Source organism: Nocardia kruczakiae NBRC 101016, assembly GCF_001612965.1.
GTDB lineage: Bacteria > Actinomycetota > Actinomycetes > Mycobacteriales > Mycobacteriaceae > Nocardia > Nocardia kruczakiae.
In genome coordinates, this window is record NZ_BDBL01000032.1 from 1 (window position 1) to 17,506 (window position 17,506).

Below are 17,506 nucleotides of genomic sequence, written 5' to 3' on the forward strand. Positions count from 1 at the left end.
ACCCGGGGTCGCGCCGGCGGCCGGCTTGGCGGCCGGACGCGCCTGGGCGGGACCGGGTTTCGCGGAGGATTTCGCGGAGCCGTTGGACGGGGCGGACTTCGCCGCGAACGACTCCCGGAGCCGACGCGCGACGGGTGCCTCCACCGTCGACGACGCCGACTTCACGAACTCGCCCTGCTCCTTGAGCGTTGCGAGTAGTTCTTTGCTCGTGACACCGAGTTCTTTAGCCAACTCGTGCACGCGGGCCTTGCCTGCCACTGCTCTCCTCACTGAGAGGTCGAGCGCGACAGTCTCTTGCTCCCCGTTCAGGGGTCAGGACGCCCGCACGACCTCGGGTTATCTTCGATGGCCGTTCATCGTTGGTACTTCACGGTGTGCTCATGAGTGCTCGTGCCTGTTCTCGACGTAGTGCTCCAGGGCTGAGATATCCAGTTTTCCGGACACTCGTAGCGCTCTGCCGAACGCTCGGCGCCGCTCTGCCATGCTCAGACAAGCCGAAACGGGGTGCAACCAGGCACCCCTCCCGGGAAGTCTGCGCCGCGGATCGGGAACGATCGCGACGACGGCGTCCCTGTCGGGAGCGCTGCCGGGCGATTGCGCCACGACCCGCAACAGATCGGCGGCCAGCTCGCGTTTCCGGCATCCGACACAGGTCCGGACCGGGCCGGGAGTTCGGGTTCTCACCCGAGCACCGACCTGGGCGGAAAGTGCGGATACCGAAGACTCGCGCTGAGCCTGTGTCCACTGTACCGCTGCCATGTCCCGATCTCCGCATCCAGCCCCTGGTTGACTTCCGCACTCGCGCCGCCGTCCCGGCGCGGCCTACCCGTGCTGGGCGTGCGGTCGCGGCGATCCGGCCACGTCGGGGGCGGCGTCGGAGCGGATATCGATGCGCCAACCGGTCAATCGCGCGGCCAACCGGGCGTTCTGACCTTCCTTGCCGATCGCCAGCGACAGCTGGAAATCGGGGACCACGACCCGGGCGGCACGGGCCTCCGGATCGACGATCGTGACCGAGACAACCTTCGACGGGCTCAGCGCATTCCCGACGAAGGCGGCCGGATCCTCGGCCCAGTCGATGATGTCGATCTTCTCGCCCGCCAGCTCGCTCATCACATTGCGCACGCGCTGCCCCATAGGGCCGATACACGCGCCCTTGGCGTTCACACCGGGCACCGTGGAGCGCACCGCGATCTTGGAGCGGTGGCCGGCCTCGCGGGCCACGGCGACGATCTCCACCGACCCGTCGGCGATCTCGGGCACCTCGAGCGCGAACAGCCGGCGCACCAGATTCGGGTGCGTGCGCGACAGCGTGATCTGCGGGCCGCGCGCGCCGCGGGAGACGCCGTAGACGTAGCACTTGATGCGGTCGCCGTGCTCGTAGGTCTCGCCCGGGACCTGCTCGGCCGGCGGGATCACTCCCTCGGCGCCGTTGGCCTCGCTGCCGATGCGCACCACCACCGTGCCGCGGGCGTTCATCCGGGCGTCACGCTGGACGACGCCGCCGACGATATCGCCCTCGTGCGTCGAGAACTCACCGAAGGATTTCTCGTTCTCGGCGTCGCGCAGCCGCTGCAGCACCACTTGGCGCGCGGTGGTGGCGGCGATGCGGCCGAAGCCCTCCGGAGTGTCGTCCCATTCGGAGACGACGTTGCCGTCGGCGTCGGTCTCGGTGGCCATCACGCGCACCACGCCGGTCTTCTGATTGATATCGATGCGTGCGTTGGGCTCGTGGCCCTCGGTGTGCCGATAGGCGGTCAGCAGAGCCGACTCGATCGCGGAGAGCACTGTCTCCATCGAGATTCCCTTATCGGCGACGATCGCACGCAGGGCTTCGATTTCGATGTTCATTCCACGATCCCTTCGGTCGGCGCAACTACTGAGTGTTCTTTCCGGGCGGCGGGTGCGGCCGGATCGACGGCCTGATCGGCGGCGCCCGGTTCCGGGCGGCCCGTGGCCACGCCCCCGGCGAGTTCCATCTCCGCCGCACCGGGCGGTGAGAACTCCACCTGGACGACCGCGGATTCGATATCGGCCAGCGGCACGCTCACCCGGTGGGGCGCGCGTTTACCGCCGAGCACCAGGGCCACCTCGGTGTCGGTGCTCGCGCCGACCCGGGCGTCGAAGTTCGACGGGCCGTCGGGGGTCTGCGCACCCGGCCGCATCCGCACCCGCACCTTGCGACCGCGGGCCCGTCGCCAGTGACGCGGGGCCGTCAGCGGGCGTTCGACACCCGGGGTGGTGACTTCCAGCAGATAGGGGGTTTCGCCGACATCGACGGCCTCGTCGAGCGCTTCGGAGATCTCGGAACTCACTTCCGCGATCGTGTCCAGATCGACGGTCTCGTCACCGTCGATGGTCACCGTCACCCGCGCCTGCGGCCCGCCCGCGGCCGTGATGTGCACGCCCTCGAGGTCGAGCCCTCGGCGTTCGACGAGCCCAGCAACGAGCTGGCTCACCCTTTCCTCGGTCGGCATCGGCATATGGGGCGGCTCCTGGTTCAGTTGTGACGCGGTATTGGTCCTGGTCCGGCATGGTCGGCGCGCATGTCCCGCGGATTGTTCCGCCGGAGGTCTAGCGTAACGCGCTGCAAGAGTGTAAAGGACCAGCCAACCCGGTCGAGTCGGCCCGGGTCGGGTTCTGCTGCGCGCCCGCGGTCCGCCGGACCGCCCCGGGCTCGCCGAACCACCACGTCCCTTTCCGGACGGGAGCATTCCTTCGCGGGCCGGTGGCCGGGGCCGGGCCGCGCACCGGCCGCGGCACCCGGGCTCAGCTGGGCGGACGGAAAGCGGCCCCGGCGCGAACGGACGCGAGCGAGGCATGCCGGCGGGCTGGGCGCAGGGGCCGCTGATGATCACTGGCACGATGTAGGCGTGCCCAGCCGTCTCGATGTGATTCCGGTGCCGCCGGATCGGACCGTTCCCCCGCGCCTCGACCGCCGCTCGCTGTTGCGCTCGGCCGGCGGCGGCGTGGTCGCGCTCGTCGCCGTGAGCGCGGTCGCGGCCTGTTCGGACGACAAGCCGTCCGCACCGGATGTGCTTGTGTCGCAGGAGGAATCGGCGCGCATCGACGCCGTGTGGGCGAAGGCCGCCATCGCGACCGCACCGGAGCACACGGCCGCGCTGACCGTCGTCGCCGCACAGCGCACCCAGCACGCCGATGCGCTGCGCACCGAAATCGAGCGCGCGGTAGGCGTGTACGGCGACGGCACGAAACCGAAATCCGCGACCCCACCCGTCGCCGAGCCGCCCGCTCCCACCCCGCCGCCGACCGTCGCCGCGCTGCGGGCCCGGCTCACCGACTCCCAGCACTCCGCGGCCGAGCTGGCCGCGACCCAGACCGGATACCGCGCCGGCCTGCTCGCCTCGATCAGCGCCTGCTGCGGCGCCCACGTGGCGGTGGTGCTCTCGTGAGTACCGATCAGCAGGCGCTGCTCGACGCGCTGAACGCCGAATACACCGCGGTCTACGCCTACGGCCTCATCGCGGCCTACGCGTCCCCGGAGCGGGCGAAGATCGTCGCCGAATTCACCGCGACCCACCGCGCCCGCCGCGATGCCACCGCCGACGCGCTGAAGGCGGCCGGTGCGAGCGTCCCGGCGCCCGCCGCGGCCTACACCCCGCCCTTCCCGGTCGACGATCCCATCCCCGCAGCCAAACTCGCGGTCACCGTGGAAACCGACACCGCGGTCGCCTGGCGTGCGGTCGTGGAACACTCCACCACCGCGGATCGCCGCTGCACCGGCACCGAGGCCCTCACCGAATGCGCCATCCGCCTGGCCACCTGGCAGTCGATCCTCGGCGTGAATCCCGCGACCACGCCGTTCCCGGGCCAGCCCTGAGCCCGGGGCGGCCTCGCGGCGGCTGGCCGGCCACACATTCGCGCACCACTCGTGGACCCGAAACACCGGTAGCGTGCTCCGGTATGCGGCGGATGCCGCCCGGATACGTCGAAGGGAGAACGGGAATGGCCGTGGGGATGCGACGCATCGGTGCGGCGGCGGCCGCGGGGGCGCTCGGATCGCTGCTCGCCGTGAGCGTGGCCGGCGCCGACGTCACGGGCGTGCGTGTCGACGCCGGGGCGGACGGGCTGCGCACCGGATGTTCCGCCACGCTGACCGCGACGGTCGACACCCCGGTGCCGGACGGCGGCACGGTGACGTTCGTCAACAGTGGCGGGTCGGTTCCGGGTAACGGCGAACCCATCGCGGGCACGCCGGTCTACCACCCCGAGAACGGCACGGTGACCATGGCGTGGACGCCGAAATACGCCGGGCGGCAGAACATCACGGCACAGCAGTTCAAGCCCGGAAGTTACACGTCGAGCAGCTATATCACCGTCGATGTCGTGGGCAGCGGCCTGAACACCGGCAGCTCCTGCCTTCCGCTGCCGTAGCGCGCGTCACCGGCATCGGGACGGCGCGGGGTGCACCCGGTCCGGACGACCGGGTGCACGCGAGCGATCAGCCGCGAATCTTCGCGAGCACGGTGTCGACGGCCGCGGCCGCCGCAATGTCCTCGGACTCACCGGTGAAGCGGTTGCGCAGTTCCACCTTGCCGTCGGCCCAGCCCCGGCCGATGACGAGAACCCAGGGCATGCCGAGCAATTCGGCATCCTTGAACTTGACGCCGGGTGAGGCGGTGCGGTCGTCGAACAGCACCTCCAAGCCCTGGGCGTCCAGACCGGCGACGACCTCCTCGGCTCCGGCGCGCGCCGCCTCGTCCTTGTTGGCGATGACGACGTGCACATCGAAGGGCGCGACCTCGGCCGGCCAGCGCAGGCCCTTGTCATCGTGCATCTGCTCCGCGATCACCGCGACCATCCGGGAGACGCCGACCCCGTAGGAACCCTGGACGAGCCGGACCGGTTTGCCGTTCTCACCGAGCACGTCCACCTCGAACGCATCGGTGTACTTGTAGCCGAGCTGGAAGATGTGGGCGATCTCGATACCGCGCGCCGAGTGCAGCACACCGCGGCCGTCGGGCGAGGGGTCGCCGTCGCGGACCTCGGCGGCCTCGATCGTGCCGTCGGGGGTGAAATCGCGGCCCGCGACGAGTCCCACGACATGCTTGCCGGAGGCGTCGGCGCCGGTGATCCACGACGTGCCGGTCACCACGCGCGGGTCGACCAGATAGCGAACGCCGTTGTCCAGCAGCGCCTTCGGACCGATGTACCCCTTCACCAGGAACGGGTTGGCGGCGAAGTCCTCGTCGGTGAGCAACTCCACCTCCGCGGGCTCGAGGCTCGCGCCGAGCCGCTTGGCGTCGACCTCGCGATCACCGGGCACGCCGATGCCGACGATCTCGGACTTGCCGTCGGGGTGGCGCAACTTCACCATGACGTTCTTCAACGTGTCGGCGGCGGTCACCGGGCGGCCGAACTGTTCGGCGATTCCGGCGTCGTTGGCCCAGTCGACGAGCGACGCGATGGTCGGTGTGCCCGGGGTGTCGTGCACGACGGCGGCCGGCTGCCCCTCGATCGGGATCTCCGGCGGCGCGGGCGTGACCACGGCCTCCACATTGGCCGCGTACCCCGATTCGCGGCAGGTCACGTAGGTGTCCTCGCCGATCGGGCTGCTGGCCAGGAATTCCTCGGAGGCGCTGCCGCCCATCGCGCCGGAGGTGGCGGCGACGATCACGTATTCGACCCCGAGCCGGGCGAAGATGCGCTGATATGCCTGTCGGTGGGCGGCATAGCTGGCCTTCAGGCCGTCCTCGTCGAGATCGAAGGAATAGGAGTCCTTCATGACGAATTCGCGCCCGCGCAGAATTCCGGCGCGCGGGCGTTCCTCGTCGCGGTACTTGGTCTGAATCTGGTAGAGCGTGACCGGCAGATCCTTGTAGGAGTTGTATTCACCCTTGACCGTCAGGGCGAACAATTCCTCGTGGGTGGGTCCGAGCAGCATGTCGGCGCCCTTGCGGTCCTGCAGGCGGAAAAGGCTGTCGCCGTATTCGGTCCAGCGATTGGTGGTTTCGTACGGCTCGCGCGGCAGCAGTGCCGGCAGCGAAATCTCCTGGCCGCCGATCGCGTCCATCTCCTGGCGCACCACGTCCTCGACCTTGCGCAGCACCTTCAAACCCAGCGGCAACCACGAATAGACGCCCGGCGCGATCCGGCGCACATATCCGGCGCGGACCAGAAGTTTGTGGCTGGGCACCTCGGCGTCGGCGGGATCGTCGCGCAGGGTGCGCAGGAACAGGTGCGAGAGACGGGTGATCACGGATGCACAGACTAGCCGCTGCTGCGTGGATGCCTGCAGGGCATTACCGTATCGGCTCGTGCTGGTGATTCTGCCTCCTTCCGAAACCAAGTCCGACGGCGGAACTCTCGGTCCGCTCGATCTGGATTCCCTGTGGTTACCGCAGCTCACCGCCGTGCGGGACAAGCTGATCACCGAGCTGATCGAATTGTCCGCGGATCCGGAGGCGGCGCGGGTGGCATTGGGGCTGGGGAAGGCGACCGGCGCGGGCGCGGAAGGTTTGCAGACCGCGCTCACCCGCAACGCCTCGCTGCGGACCGCCGCGACCGCACCCGCGCTGCGGCGCTACACCGGTGTGCTCTACGACGCACTCGACGCCGGTTCGCTGACCAAGACGCAGCGCGCTCGCGCCGAGGAGCGGCTGGCGATCGGCTCGGCCCTGTTCGGGGTGGTCCGCGCGGGGGACGCGATTCCGGGATATCGGCTCTCGGGCGGTTCGAAATTGCCAGGCCTGCCGACGCTGGCTTCGCTGTGGAAACCGGTGCTGGCCCCGGCATTGCGGGAAGCGACGGCCGGGCAGCTGGTCGTCGACCTGCGTTCGGGGACCTATCAGCAATTGGGGCGGTTGCCCGGCGCGGTGACCGCGACCGTACTGACCGAACGCCCGGACGGCAGCCGCACGGTGGTGAGCCATTTCAACAAACATCACAAGGGTCTGCTGGCGCGGGCCCTGGTGTCGACCCGCGCCGAACCCGGCGATATCCGGGCGCTGGCACGGATAGCCGAAAAGGCCGGGCTGCGTGTGGAAATCGCCTCGTCGAGCGAACTGCTGGTCCTCACGTGAGTGAATTCTCGGTGACCGCCGACGTAATTCGAGCCGAATGCGACCTGCCCAACCACGGGAACATTCGCCGAAAAACGCCCCGCCACCAGCGTATTTCAAGGTATCCAGGCCGAAATGTGGCCGCACGGAACGGGTATTGCGGCTCGCTATCGTAACTTCGGCGCGGCCGGCCGACCGCTGCCGTTGGGATGCGATTGGGCGAGGAGTTCGGCGTGGGTGACGCCACCGACCGTGAAGAAAAGGCACTGCGTCAGTTGACCGATCGACTGGTCGGCCATTACGGCAGCAGCCATTCCCCGGAATTGGTACAGGAATTGGTCGGCCAGGTGCGCCGGCGCTTCGACGGCCACACGGTGCGCGATTTCGTGCCGATTCTGGTGGAACGCATCGTGCGCCGCGAATTGCAGCACACCCCACCGCAGCCCAAGGCCGAGGACCCCTCGCTCGAGCTCGACTACGCTGCCGCGCCGGTTGTTCCGGAACGGGTCTCGGCGCCCTCGATCGAGGTGGACACCGCCGACGCCGCGCCCGAATCCGCCGATCAAGCGCCGGGAGCCGCCGCGGAACCCGCGACCGATGCCGACGCCACCGAAAGCACTACACCACAACGCAATTCGATTTCCCACGCCGCGGCTGAGGCTCCGGTCGACACCACGGCGGACGAGCGCAAACACCTCGAATCGCCGGTGGTTTCCGCGACACCCGCCGTCGCGGTCACATCCGGCCACTCCCCCGTCGAACCGACGAACCCGGAGACCGTGGCGGCCACATCTCCCGCGAGTGACGCTGCGCCGGAACCGGATCGCGAGACCGCGACAAGCCCGGCCTCCGCGACTACGTCCACATCGAGCCTCGTGAGCGCGCTGCGACGGCCGCGGATCCTGGCCGTAGCGGCCGCGGTGGTCGTCGTGGTCGTCGCTCTTGTGGTGGCCTTCGGCTTCCGCGGTGGCGACAGCACCGCCCCCGCTCCGGCTCCCGCGCTGACCGTCGCGCACGGCGTGGTGGGGTCGGAGAAGATGGGCTTCTTCACCGACCAGCGGGTGGTTGACGCCTTGGCGCGCAAGGGAATTCGGCTGGAAGTCGATCCTGCCGGATCGCGGCAGATCGCGACGTCGGTGAAGCTGGACGGTGACGACTTCGCCTTTCCATCGAGCAGCCTCGCCGCCGAACGGATTCAGCGCGAACGCGGGATCACCGCGAAATACACGCCGTTCTCCTCACCGATGGTGGTCGCGAGTTTCCGGCCGATCGTGGATCTGCTCACCCGCGCGGGCATCGTCCGGCAGGGGCCGGTGCCGGCGTTCGATATGCGGCGGTATCTCGATCTCACGCAGCAGGGCACGCAATGGGATCAGCTGGCGGGCAACACCGCATATCCGGTGCGCAAGAACGTGTTGATCTCGACCACCGACCCGCGGACCTCCAATTCGGCGGCGATGTATCTGGCGGTGGCCGCCTACGTCGCCAACGACGATGCGATCGTGCAGGGCCCGGCCGCCGAGAATTTCGTCCTCTCGAAGGTGTCGCGACTGTTCACCAAACAGGGATACACCGAGAACTCCAGCGCGGGACCGTTCGGCGAATACCTCGCCGCCGGAATGGGTCCCACGCCCATGGTGTGGGGATACGAATCGCAGTTCGTGGAGGCCGCCGTCGCCGGCAAGCTGCCCGCCGACGCGGTGATGCTGTACCCGTCCCCGACGGTGCTGTCCCGGCACACGCTGGTCCCGCTGACCGCCACCGGCGACCGGGTAGGACAGTTGCTGAGCACCGATCCCGAATTGCAGCGCCTGGCCGCCGAACACGGCTTCCGCACCGCCGATCCGGCCCAGTTCACCGCGGTGACCGCCGAACACCACATTCCGGTCGCTCCGGATGTGGTCGACATCGTCGACCCGCCGGCCTACGACACCCTGGAACACCTTCTCGACGGAGTCGCGCGTTCCTACAACTGATCGAGCGCCGCTCGACGGACAGTCGCCGGTTCCCCGGCCCGTCGCCGCGCCGTGGTAGTAATGGCCCGTGGCTACCGACGGCGTGGATCCGGACCTGGTCGAACTGGCGACCAAGGTCTTCGAGCTGGCCCGCACGGGCGAGGCCGCGACGCTCGCGGCGTATATCGACGCGGGCGTCCCGGTGAATCTGACCAACGACAACGGCGACACCCTGCTGATGCTGGCCGCCTACCACGGCCATCGGGCGGCCGTGACCGCACTGCTCGAGCGTGGCGCCGATCCCGATCGCGCCAACGACCGCGGCCAGACACCGGCCGCGGGAGCGGTATTCAAGGGTGAGGACGACATTCTGAAGGCCCTGCTGGCGGCCGGGGCCGACCCGGACGCCGGCACCCCGTCGGCTCGCGAATCGGCGACCGTCTTCGGCAGAACCGAACTGCTGGAACTGTTCGATCGCCGCTGAGTCGATCGGTCGCCCGGAGGCGTTACACCTGCTGCGCTTCCTCCTGCGCGTGCTGGGCCTGGGCGAGCTGCTGCGGCGTGTAGCGCAGCATGAGCACCAGCAGTCCGATGATCACGGCGCCGATCGCGCAGATGAGCAGGACGAAGGTGTACCCGCTGGACAGCGCCGCGATCTCGGTGGGCGTCAGATTCGACGTCCGGTCGGTCCGGCCGCCGAGCGAGAGCGTGCGCGAGGCCGCCAGCGGGGTCAGCAAGCCGACCGCGAAGGGGGTACCGAGAGTGAGGATCATCTGGCCGATCGCCGACAGCGGGCCGACCTCGTTCACCGGTACGCCCACCAGCAGGCACAGCGGCCCGACCACGATCACGAAACCGATCGCCATACCGACCACCGCCAGCAGCACCAGCAGGGTCGGCAGGTATTCGACGTAGCGGTCCAGGGTGGAGCCGAAGAACAGCGCCCCCGCCAGGACGGCCGCGGCACCCGCGAGGAGCCAGCGCGGCCGGATCATCAGCGCGGCCTTGGACGCCACACCGGTACCGATGCCGGCGCCGATCGTGAACGGGATCGAGGCCAGACCGGCGACGAGCGGGCTGTAGCCGACGACGTTCTGCAGGAACTGCGCGACGAAGTAGGTCATCGCACCGAGGACGCCGGAGCCCAGCAGCAGCGCGATGAACGTGATCGAGCGGTCGCGATCACGGAAGAGCGTGAGCGGCAGCAGCGGATTGACGGCGGACCGTTCGGCCAGCACGAACGCCACCAGCAGCAGCAGACCGGCGATCAGCGCGCCGATGACGTACGGGCTGGTCCAGCCGAGATCGGGGCCTTCGGTCGCACCGAACACCACCCCGACACAGCCGAAGGTGCCGAGGAAGGCGCCGCGCACGTCCAGTGGTAGCCGGTGGTGGGTGGAATCGTGCAGCTGGAAGGCCGCGCCGAGGAGGATCAGGAGCCCGATCGGGACGTTGATCAGGAAGATCAGCCGCCAGTTCCATTCGGCCAGGGCGCCGCCGACGACGAGACCGCCGACGGAGCCCACACCCATCATCGAACCGAAGATGGCGATCGCCTGGTTGCGCGGCGGTCCGGGGGCGAAGGTACTGACCACCAGCGCCATCGCCACGGGTGCGGCGATCGCGGCGCCGGTGCCCTGCAGGGCCCGCGCGCCGATCAACATGGCCTCGTTCTGCGCCAGCCCACACAGCAGTGAGGCCAGGGTGAAGAACGAAACACCCAGCAGCAGCATCTTCTTGCGCCCGAACGAGTCGCCGAGGCGGCCACCCAGCAGCATCAGCCCGCCGTAGGTGAGGCCGTAGGCGGTCACCGTCCACGCGCTGCCCGAACTGGTCAGGCCCAGATGACGTTGCAGGGCGGGCAGCGCCAGGATCACGACCGTGCCGTCCAGCACGACCATCAACTGCAGGCCGGACAGGACCAGGATCGGCAACCCGAAGGCCCGCTTCGTCACCGGATATTGCATCGTCGCAGCGGGGTTATCGAGCACAGTGACTCACTGTAACGGATATCGGCACCCGCCAGCCGAATGCGTACTCGCGCTGTCCACGCGACACTCGACACGGCTGTGCCCCTGTCCCGGGCACGCACCGCGGACCTAACCGGCCTGCTCGTCGGCATCCGGCGCGCCCGCGGTGAAACCGGCGGTCGGGCCGATGACGATGATCGCCGGTGGCCGGATGCCCTCGGTGCGCACACGTTCGGCGACCGTGGACAGATCCGCGCGCACGATCCGCTGGGTGCGCAGACTGCCTTCCTGCACGACGGTGACGGGCGTGTCCGTGGCGCGGCCACCGTCGACGAGCGCGGCGGCGAACTTCTCGATGCGTTCCACCCCCATCAGCAGCACGAGGGTGCCGCGCAGCCGGGCCAGTGCGGGCCAGTCCACCAGCGAATCCGGGTGATCGGGCGGGATGTGCCCACTCACCACCACGAATTCGTGGGTGACGCCGCGGTGGGTCACCGGAATACCGGCCAGGGCGGGCACCGAGATCGCGGAGGTGACGCCCGGAACCACGGTCACCGGTACGCCGGCGTCCACGCACGCCTCGAGTTCCTCGTAGCCGCGGCCGAAGACGTACGGGTCGCCGCCCTTGAGCCGGACCACGAATTTACCGGCCTTGGCACCCTCGACCAGGGCGGTGTTGATCGCTTCCTGCGCCATCGCGCGGCCGTACGGAATCTTCGCCGCGTCGACGACCTCCACATGCGGTCCGAGTTCGGCGAGCAGTTCCGGCGGCGCCAGCCGGTCGGCGACGACCAGATCGGCGCGGGCGAGCAGGCGGCGGCCCCGCACGGTGATCAGATCGGGGTCGCCCGGCCCGCCGCCGACCAGCGCGACACCGGGTGCCACTGGTTCGGAGTCGTCGGTGATCACACCCGATTGCAGCGCCTCCAGCAGCGCGGTGCGCACCGCGGCCGATCGGCGGTGCCGTCCACTGGCCAGCACCGCGAGCGTCAGTCCGTCGTAGCGGGCGCTGGCGGGGGTGACGGCGGTGCCGAGGCGGGCGTTGTCGGCGCGCACGCAGAAGATGCGGCGGCGGGTGGCCTCCTCGACCACGGCGGCATTGGTCTCGGGCTCATCGGTGCAAGCGATCGCGTACCAGGCACCCTCGAGATCACCGTCGGCGTAGGCCCGCTGGGAGATGCGCAGTTGACCGGAGGCGGCCATACCCTCCACCGCGGGGGTGACGGTCCGGCTGATCACTTCGATATCGGCTCCGCTCGCGATGAGCAGTCCGAGTCGGCGCTGGGCTACCGAGCCGCCACCCACGACGACGACGCGGCGGCCGGCCAGATCGAGCCCGACGACATAGTTCGGGTCACCGGATTGCTGGTCGTCTGTCGTATTCGGCACAAGGTTTCAGCCTACGGCGTGGGCGGGCGAACTCTGCAATCACCCGTCGCGGCGCCGCAGGCAGGGGTCATCAGGGCTTCCAGGTGATCCGGCCGCCCTGGAAATCCTGGGCCTTGCCGCCGTTGTAGTCGTATTCGTCGCTGGTGGGCAGACCGTAGCGGCCGCCGTCGGCGTTGCTGCCTTCCCACATGCCGAGAATCGATCCCCACACCGGGTGCGCGCCGGTGTTCGCCGACCACACGATGACGCCCCCGGGGAAGCGGGTGAAGCGGCCCTTGCCGTCCTTGCCGGCCTTGGCCTCGTCGGTGAGCGGGAAGCCCAGCGGGCTGTTCTCCCAGCCCATCGAGCCCCACTTGTCGCGGATCAGGCCGCAGATCGCGTGGGCGTCGGTGCCCACGGACCAGTAGATCGAGCAGCCACGGTCGAAGACCTGGAATTTGCCGCCGTTCGCGTCGGACTCCGGGCCGGTGGGGTTGCCGAGGACCGCGGCACCACCGGCGCGGTCGTATTCCTTCTCGATCGCCCCGCCCACGTCGAACGCGCCGACCGGCCGGGCGGCGGCGAGACCGGCGCCCGTGCCGGTGAGGGCCGCCAGTGCGGCGGCGGCCACGGCTGCCGTGCGCAGCCCGGCCCGGCGCGTGCTGCGTCTACTCTGTCTGCGACCTGACGAAGCCAAGTGAAACTCCCTCTACCTGCGAAGTTGGTGCGACGGAAGCTGCCGCTCCCGTCATCCTGCAGGGGTTGGACCGGCTCTGCAACGCTCGCCGTATCACAGTCGAGACTCATCTCACAGAATTACACGGGGTGAATTCGGTCGCATCGGACGGCGCCTCAGAGGCGGCCGTTGACCCGTTCCGGGGTCACCCGCACGATCACTCGCTCGGCGTCGTCGACGGAGGCGGGATTGAATTCCACATACGGCAGGCCGGTGTATTTCGCCGACAGCCGGTCGGGCAGGGCCTTGTCGGGGTCGGGCGTGACGGTGGCGGTGCCGCGGATCTCCGCGTAGACGTACGGATTGTCCGGCGGGTTGATCATGATCGTCACCCGCGGGTCGCGCACCACATTCTTGTATTGCTGACGCGAGACGGTGGTGGAGTACACCAACTCCTCGCCGTCGCGCAGGAGCCAGGTGACGGTCAGATGCGGCTGCCCGTCGCGGCCGATCGTCGCCAGCGTGGCGAAAACCTTTGTGTTATCGAGGATCTTCTTCAGGTCGTCGGAGAGTTCAGCACCCATGCCACGACACAACCGGGTGCCGCGCACACTCATTCCCGCTCGCCGCCGGTCCGTCACGGTGCGTTCGGCGCGTTCTATGCTGCGAACATGCGACGAGCGGTGTTGCAGGTTCTGACCGTGCTGGTGACGGTGGCGGTGGCCGCCGCGGTGGCCGCCACCGCGTATGCGCAGGACCCTTATCGCGCGAGCGGCCCGACCGAGGCCCGCTACTCGGAGCCGGGGCCGTGGCAGGTCACCGAGCACTACGGATTCGGCTGCTGCGACAGCACCGGCGCCGCCTACGACATCTGGTATCCGTCCGATGTGGCCGCGCGCGGTCCTCGTCATCCGATCATCACCTGGGGCGACGGCACGAACGCGCAACCCCGGCAATACGCCTATCTGCTGCGGCATCTGGCGTCCTGGGGCTTCGTGGTGATCGCGACCGAGAATCGCAGTACCGGCTCCGGTGTCGACATCGCCGGGGCGGCACGGTATCTCATCGATCGGGCGGCCGATCCGGCGAGCGTCTTCCACGATCGGCTCGACACCTCGGCGATCGGCGCCATCGGACATTCCCAGGGCGCCACCGGGGCGCTCAACGCCATGATCGAGTCCGGCGGACTGATCCGCACCGCCGTGCCGATCGAATTGCCCGCCCAGTCGTTCTGCTCGAACCGGTTGAGCTGCACCGACACTCGGCGCCTAGCGGGTGGTTCGGTGTTCTTCGTCAACGGCTCCGACGACGCGCTCATCTCCCCCTCGCAGAAGTTGTGGGCACTTCCGGGCCTGCAGTCCAACCAGGACTACTACGAGGCCACACCGGGTTCGGTGACAAAGGCGTGGGGCACACTGGTCGGCCCCAACCACAACGACGTCCAAGGTCAACCAGGCTGCGCCCGAGCCTCGTCCCCGTGCACCGACGGCGTGTACGGCTACCTCGGCTATCCGACCGCGTGGCTGGCGGCCCGGCTGTGGAGATGCGCCGCGGCGGCGGCCGCCTTCGCCCCCGGCACCGGGGAGTTCTATGCTCCGAACCCGCACTGGGGCAACCAGATCGGTGCGACGGCCGGCTGATCTCACCCCTCGGGTGCGTCCTGGATCCAGTGGAAGCCGCGGCTGCGTTGCGGGAAGGCGTCCGGGTCCTGGCGCCGGAAGGTCACCGTCACCGGATGCCCGTCCAGGTCGCCGGTGAACCGCAGCCGGTCCGGTCCCTGCTGTTCGTAGGCGAAGCCGCCGGCGGTCACGGAGTGCCGCTCGGCACCGGGTACGGCGTGCAGGTCCAGACGATGGGCGCCGGTGTCGACCCGCACCTGCAGCGGCACGAACGTCCCGTCCATCCGCTGATACTGCATGACCCCGTCGAAGTCGAATACCGCACGCTGCCACCGGTCCCGGTCGGTGAGCAGCGGCGCAACCGGCTGCCCGTCGCGGCTGAAGTCCTCGACCTGCCAGATCCCGTACAGCGGCGGTTTCGTCCGGCCCGGGCCCTCGTCCCACAACTGCAGGCTCACGTGGGTCAGAGCCACCGCCACCCAGATCCCGATTCCGATCTGCACGAGCGCCGCGAACCAGCGAGCCCGGCGGGTGCGGAACGGGTACGGCGCCGTCGAGCGTCCGACCGGGCGATCGAGCACCAGCACGTCCAGCAGCCGCCGCGCCTGCGGAGCGAGCAGCACCATCGACATCAGCATCAGATGTCCGGACAGGATCTTGACCGGCACGTCGAAGGTCATGTTCAGCACGAAGACCTGCGCCATGCTCACCAGCGTCAGCATTGCGCCCACCGTCGCCGTACGCGGTATGAACAGCAGAATCCCGGCCAGCAGTTCCGCGGCGCCGAGCAGGATCTCGTAGGTCGGGCTCATCCCGACCTGATTCCACAGCACCCCCATCGGCGTCAGGTTGCCGTACGGCTCCAACAGCGTCGACAGCATCGGTTCGGGCATCTGGGTGGGGATGACCTTGGCGAAACCGTAGTTGAGCATCTGACCGGCCACACACAACCGGAGCACCAGCAGAAACCACCCGGCCGCCCGCCGGTAATCGGCGCGACGGCGGTCCAGCAGTGTCCAGATCAGCGTGCCGGCGATGGCGACGACCAGGATGCAGAACACCAGCACCCACAGGATCGTCTGATCGCCGCTGCCGTTGGGACTCAGCACCGGATGTACGCCGAAGACCGTGCGCCCGACCCACTCCAGTACCGGGCGCAGCAACCGCGGTTGCCACAGCACCGCGTCGGCGTCGAGCCAGCGGCCGAACCAGCCGGTGAAGGCGAAGACGATCTGCGGATAGATCAGACAGAACAACCCGAAATACAGGACCGTGAACCGGAAGGCCACGCGGGTGAGGGGCTTCCAGCCCACCGCCGTCTCGGATTCGGGTTCCGGCTGCGGCGTTTCGGCCTGCACCACCATGACACTCACTACCCACTCCTCTCCCCGGCGGACCCGGCGCACGGCTGCGTCGCTGAACGCCGAGGCGAACGGGGTGCGCGGATCGGTGCACGACGTTACGAGGGCCCGCGGCGAAAGTCCTCAGGGCCGGACCCCGATTCCGCGCTACTCCGCGCGGCGTACGTGGCAGCACGAATCTCAGGGGTGGCCCCTGCCCCCGATCGCGTGCACCGCGGGCAAACCGGGTCCCGGTGAGCGGAACGGCGGAAAATTCGCCGCCGATTCCGTGCCACCGCGCACTAGAACGCGTTACATTTCATCCACACGCCACCCGCGCCGGGCCGGATACCGCCGTGCCCGAACGTAATCAGTTGGCGCACAAACGTTTTCATCCCGTCAGGAGGTCCGACATGTCGGGCGAATCCGATACCGACCCCGGGCAGCGGCGGCAACTGACCACCAGCGCTCGCGATCTCGACGAACTCGCCGAGCGACTCACCGGATGGCTGGCCGGCAAGCTCACCGGCACCACCGCGCCGGTGATCACGGGGCTGTCGCGGCCACAGGCAGGTGGTATGTCCAGTTCCTCGGTGATGTTCGAGGCGAGCTGGGAGCGCGACGGCCGCACGGAGGGCGGCTCGTATGTGGCACGTATGCCTCCCGAGGAGGGCTCGTTCCCCGTCTTCGAGAACTACGACCTCGACACCCAGTACGCGGTGATGGCCGGCGTCGGCGCGCACAGCGATGTGCCGGTGCCGCGGCTGTGCTGGTTCGAGCCGGACGAAACCGTGCTCGGCACACCGTTTTTCGTGATGGAACGGATCCACGGCCGGATCCCGGAGGACAATCCGCCCTACGTCTTCGTCGGCTGGGTCTTCGACGCCACACCGCAGCAGCGCATGCGGATCACCCGCGCCACGGTCGACATCATCGCGAGAGTCCACGCCATCGCCGACCCGGCGGCGAAATTCCCCGCTCTGGCCGGCGAAGGATCGTCGCTGCGCCGCCACTTCGACGCCCAGCGCCACTGGTACCGGTGGGCGCTCGCCGACGACGGTTACCGAATCCCGTTGCTGGAGCGCGGTTTCGACTGGCTCGAACAGCACTGGCCCGCCGATCCGGGACCCGACGTACTGAACTGGGGCGACGCCCGGCCCGGCAACATCATCTTCGACGAATTCGACCCGGTCGCGGTCCTGGACTGGGAGATGGCCACCCTCGGCCCGCGTGAACTCGACGTGGCCTGGCTGATCTTCATCCACCGCTTCTTCCAGGACATCGCCACCCGCTTCGACCAGCCCGGCCTGCCGGACTATCTGCGCCGCGACGACGTGGTCGCGCACTACGAAGAGCTCACCGGCTACCGGCCGCGCGATCTGGAGTGGTATCTCGTCTACGCCGCGCTGCGCCACGGCATCGTGATGGCGCGCATCAAACGGCGGATGATCCACTTCGGCGAGGACACCGACACCGACGACCGCGACGACTACGTGATGCACCGGGCGGCCCTCGAGGCCCTGCTCGACGGCACCTACCAGTGGGATTGAGGAGAT

The 17,506-nt window shown here is 68.9% G+C and carries 18 protein-coding genes; 8 read left to right on the plus strand and 10 right to left on the minus strand.

Going from position 1 to position 17,506, the window contains the following annotated elements:
• The 4 genes from NK1_RS22535 to rimP all read right to left on the minus strand — a co-directional run.
• Positions 1–258, minus strand: a 258-nt coding sequence (locus NK1_RS22535) for a translation initiation factor IF-2 N-terminal domain-containing protein (RefSeq protein WP_245660741.1), incomplete at its 3' end; no start/stop codon positions are given.
• Positions 259–378: 120 nt separating this feature from the next.
• Positions 379–759 (minus strand): YlxR family protein, encoded by a 381-nt coding sequence (locus NK1_RS33945; RefSeq protein WP_081879203.1) that lies wholly within the window; start codon positions 757–759, stop codon positions 379–381.
• Positions 760–822: 63 nt separating this feature from the next.
• Positions 823–1,851, minus strand: a complete 1,029-nt coding sequence (nusA, locus tag NK1_RS22540) for a transcription termination factor NusA (protein ID WP_036503481.1) — start codon at positions 1,849–1,851, stop codon at positions 823–825.
• The gene (gene rimP, locus NK1_RS22545; protein WP_063011669.1) at positions 1,848–2,483 is read right to left on the minus strand and encodes a ribosome maturation factor RimP; all 636 of its coding nucleotides are present in this window, start codon (positions 2,481–2,483) and stop codon (positions 1,848–1,850) included. The genes nusA and rimP overlap by 4 nt, the downstream gene beginning before the upstream one ends.
• Before the next feature lie 390 nt (positions 2,484–2,873).
• On the opposite strand from rimP, the gene NK1_RS22550 reads away from it, so the two are divergent.
• From NK1_RS22550 to NK1_RS22560, 3 genes are all read left to right on the plus strand, one after another.
• Positions 2,874–3,413 carry a hypothetical protein gene (locus NK1_RS22550; RefSeq protein WP_245660742.1) on the plus strand — a complete coding sequence of 180 codons (540 nt, stop codon included), beginning with the start codon at positions 2,874–2,876 and terminating at the stop codon, positions 3,411–3,413.
• A complete protein-coding gene (locus NK1_RS22555; RefSeq protein WP_063011673.1) occupies positions 3,410–3,841 on the plus strand; it encodes a ferritin-like domain-containing protein in 432 nt (143 codons plus the stop codon). The genes NK1_RS22550 and NK1_RS22555 overlap by 4 nt, the downstream gene beginning before the upstream one ends.
• A 125-nt stretch (positions 3,842–3,966) precedes the next feature.
• Positions 3,967–4,395: a hypothetical protein gene (locus NK1_RS22560; protein ID WP_063011675.1), complete on the plus strand. Its 429-nt coding sequence runs from the start codon at positions 3,967–3,969 to the stop codon at positions 4,393–4,395.
• 67 nt (positions 4,396–4,462) lie between these two features.
• On the opposite strand, the gene NK1_RS22565 is transcribed toward NK1_RS22560, so the two are convergent.
• Entirely contained in the window at positions 4,463–6,220 is a 1,758-nt protein-coding gene (locus NK1_RS22565; RefSeq protein ID WP_063011676.1) for a proline--tRNA ligase, read from the minus strand.
• 58 nt (positions 6,221–6,278) lie between these two features.
• Here NK1_RS22565 and yaaA point away from each other — a divergent pair, with 58 nt between their 5' ends.
• The 3 genes from yaaA to NK1_RS22580 all read left to right on the plus strand — a co-directional run bounded on the left by yaaA (position 6,279) and on the right by NK1_RS22580 (position 9,461).
• Positions 6,279–7,043, plus strand: a complete 765-nt coding sequence (gene yaaA, locus NK1_RS22570; RefSeq protein WP_063011677.1) for a peroxide stress protein YaaA — start codon at positions 6,279–6,281, stop codon at positions 7,041–7,043.
• Between the two features lie 212 nt (positions 7,044–7,255).
• A complete protein-coding gene (locus NK1_RS35415; protein WP_218023157.1) occupies positions 7,256–8,998 on the plus strand; it encodes a three-helix bundle dimerization domain-containing protein in 1,743 nt (580 codons plus the stop codon).
• 67 nt (positions 8,999–9,065) lie between these two features.
• Positions 9,066–9,461 carry an ankyrin repeat domain-containing protein gene (locus NK1_RS22580; RefSeq protein ID WP_036503495.1) on the plus strand — a complete coding sequence of 132 codons (396 nt, stop codon included), beginning with the start codon at positions 9,066–9,068 and terminating at the stop codon, positions 9,459–9,461.
• A 22-nt stretch (positions 9,462–9,483) separates the two neighbouring features.
• Here NK1_RS22580 and NK1_RS22585 read toward each other — a convergent pair whose 3' ends face one another.
• The 4 genes from NK1_RS22585 to NK1_RS22600 all read right to left on the minus strand — a co-directional run bounded on the left by NK1_RS22585 (position 9,484) and on the right by NK1_RS22600 (position 13,575).
• Entirely contained in the window at positions 9,484–10,944 is a 1,461-nt protein-coding gene (locus NK1_RS22585) for an MFS transporter (RefSeq protein WP_063011678.1), read from the minus strand.
• 132 nt (positions 10,945–11,076) lie between these two features.
• Entirely contained in the window at positions 11,077–12,336 is a 1,260-nt protein-coding gene (gene cobA / locus NK1_RS22590; protein ID WP_063011679.1) for a uroporphyrinogen-III C-methyltransferase, read from the minus strand.
• Positions 12,337–12,406: 70 nt separating this feature from the next.
• Entirely contained in the window at positions 12,407–13,012 is a 606-nt protein-coding gene (locus NK1_RS22595; protein WP_245660746.1) for an LGFP repeat-containing protein, read from the minus strand.
• Positions 13,013–13,167: 155 nt separating this feature from the next.
• Positions 13,168–13,575: a PPOX class F420-dependent oxidoreductase gene (locus tag NK1_RS22600; RefSeq protein ID WP_063011788.1), complete on the minus strand. Its 408-nt coding sequence runs from the start codon at positions 13,573–13,575 to the stop codon at positions 13,168–13,170.
• An 87-nt stretch (positions 13,576–13,662) separates the two neighbouring features.
• Between NK1_RS22600 and NK1_RS22605 the strand changes: the two genes are divergently transcribed.
• Positions 13,663–14,631: a poly(ethylene terephthalate) hydrolase family protein gene (locus NK1_RS22605; protein ID WP_063906079.1), complete on the plus strand. Its 969-nt coding sequence runs from the start codon at positions 13,663–13,665 to the stop codon at positions 14,629–14,631.
• Positions 14,632–14,633: 2 nt separating this feature from the next.
• Here NK1_RS22605 and NK1_RS22610 read toward each other — a convergent pair whose 3' ends face one another.
• The gene (locus tag NK1_RS22610; protein ID WP_245660750.1) at positions 14,634–15,974 is read right to left on the minus strand and encodes a DoxX family protein; all 1,341 of its coding nucleotides are present in this window, start codon (positions 15,972–15,974) and stop codon (positions 14,634–14,636) included.
• A 389-nt stretch (positions 15,975–16,363) separates the two neighbouring features.
• Between NK1_RS22610 and NK1_RS22615 the strand changes: the two genes are divergently transcribed.
• A complete protein-coding gene (locus NK1_RS22615) occupies positions 16,364–17,500 on the plus strand; it encodes a phosphotransferase family protein (RefSeq protein WP_063011683.1) in 1,137 nt (378 codons plus the stop codon).
• Positions 17,501–17,506: the final 6 nt, after the last annotated feature.

Excerpts from the sequence above, each read along its gene's own strand:
- NK1_RS22600 (WP_063011788.1), bottom strand. The coding sequence starts at position 13,575 with ATGGGTGCTGAACTCTCCGACGACCTGAAGAAGATCCTCGATAACACA.
- NK1_RS22585 (WP_063011678.1), bottom strand. The coding sequence starts at position 10,944 with ATGCAATATCCGGTGACGAAGCGGGCCTTCGGGTTGCCGATCCTGGTC.
- NK1_RS22615 (WP_063011683.1), top strand. The coding sequence starts at position 16,364 with ATGTCGGGCGAATCCGATACCGACCCCGGGCAGCGGCGGCAACTGACC.
- NK1_RS33945 (WP_081879203.1), bottom strand. The coding sequence starts at position 759 with ATGGCAGCGGTACAGTGGACACAGGCTCAGCGCGAGTCTTCGGTATCC.
- NK1_RS22610 (WP_245660750.1), bottom strand. The coding sequence starts at position 15,974 with ATGGTGGTGCAGGCCGAAACGCCGCAGCCGGAACCCGAATCCGAGACG.
- NK1_RS22605 (WP_063906079.1), top strand. The coding sequence starts at position 13,663 with ATGCGACGAGCGGTGTTGCAGGTTCTGACCGTGCTGGTGACGGTGGCG.
- NK1_RS22560 (WP_063011675.1), top strand. The coding sequence starts at position 3,967 with ATGGCCGTGGGGATGCGACGCATCGGTGCGGCGGCGGCCGCGGGGGCG.
- rimP (WP_063011669.1), bottom strand. The coding sequence starts at position 2,483 with ATGCCGATGCCGACCGAGGAAAGGGTGAGCCAGCTCGTTGCTGGGCTC.
- nusA (WP_036503481.1), bottom strand. The coding sequence starts at position 1,851 with ATGAACATCGAAATCGAAGCCCTGCGTGCGATCGTCGCCGATAAGGGA.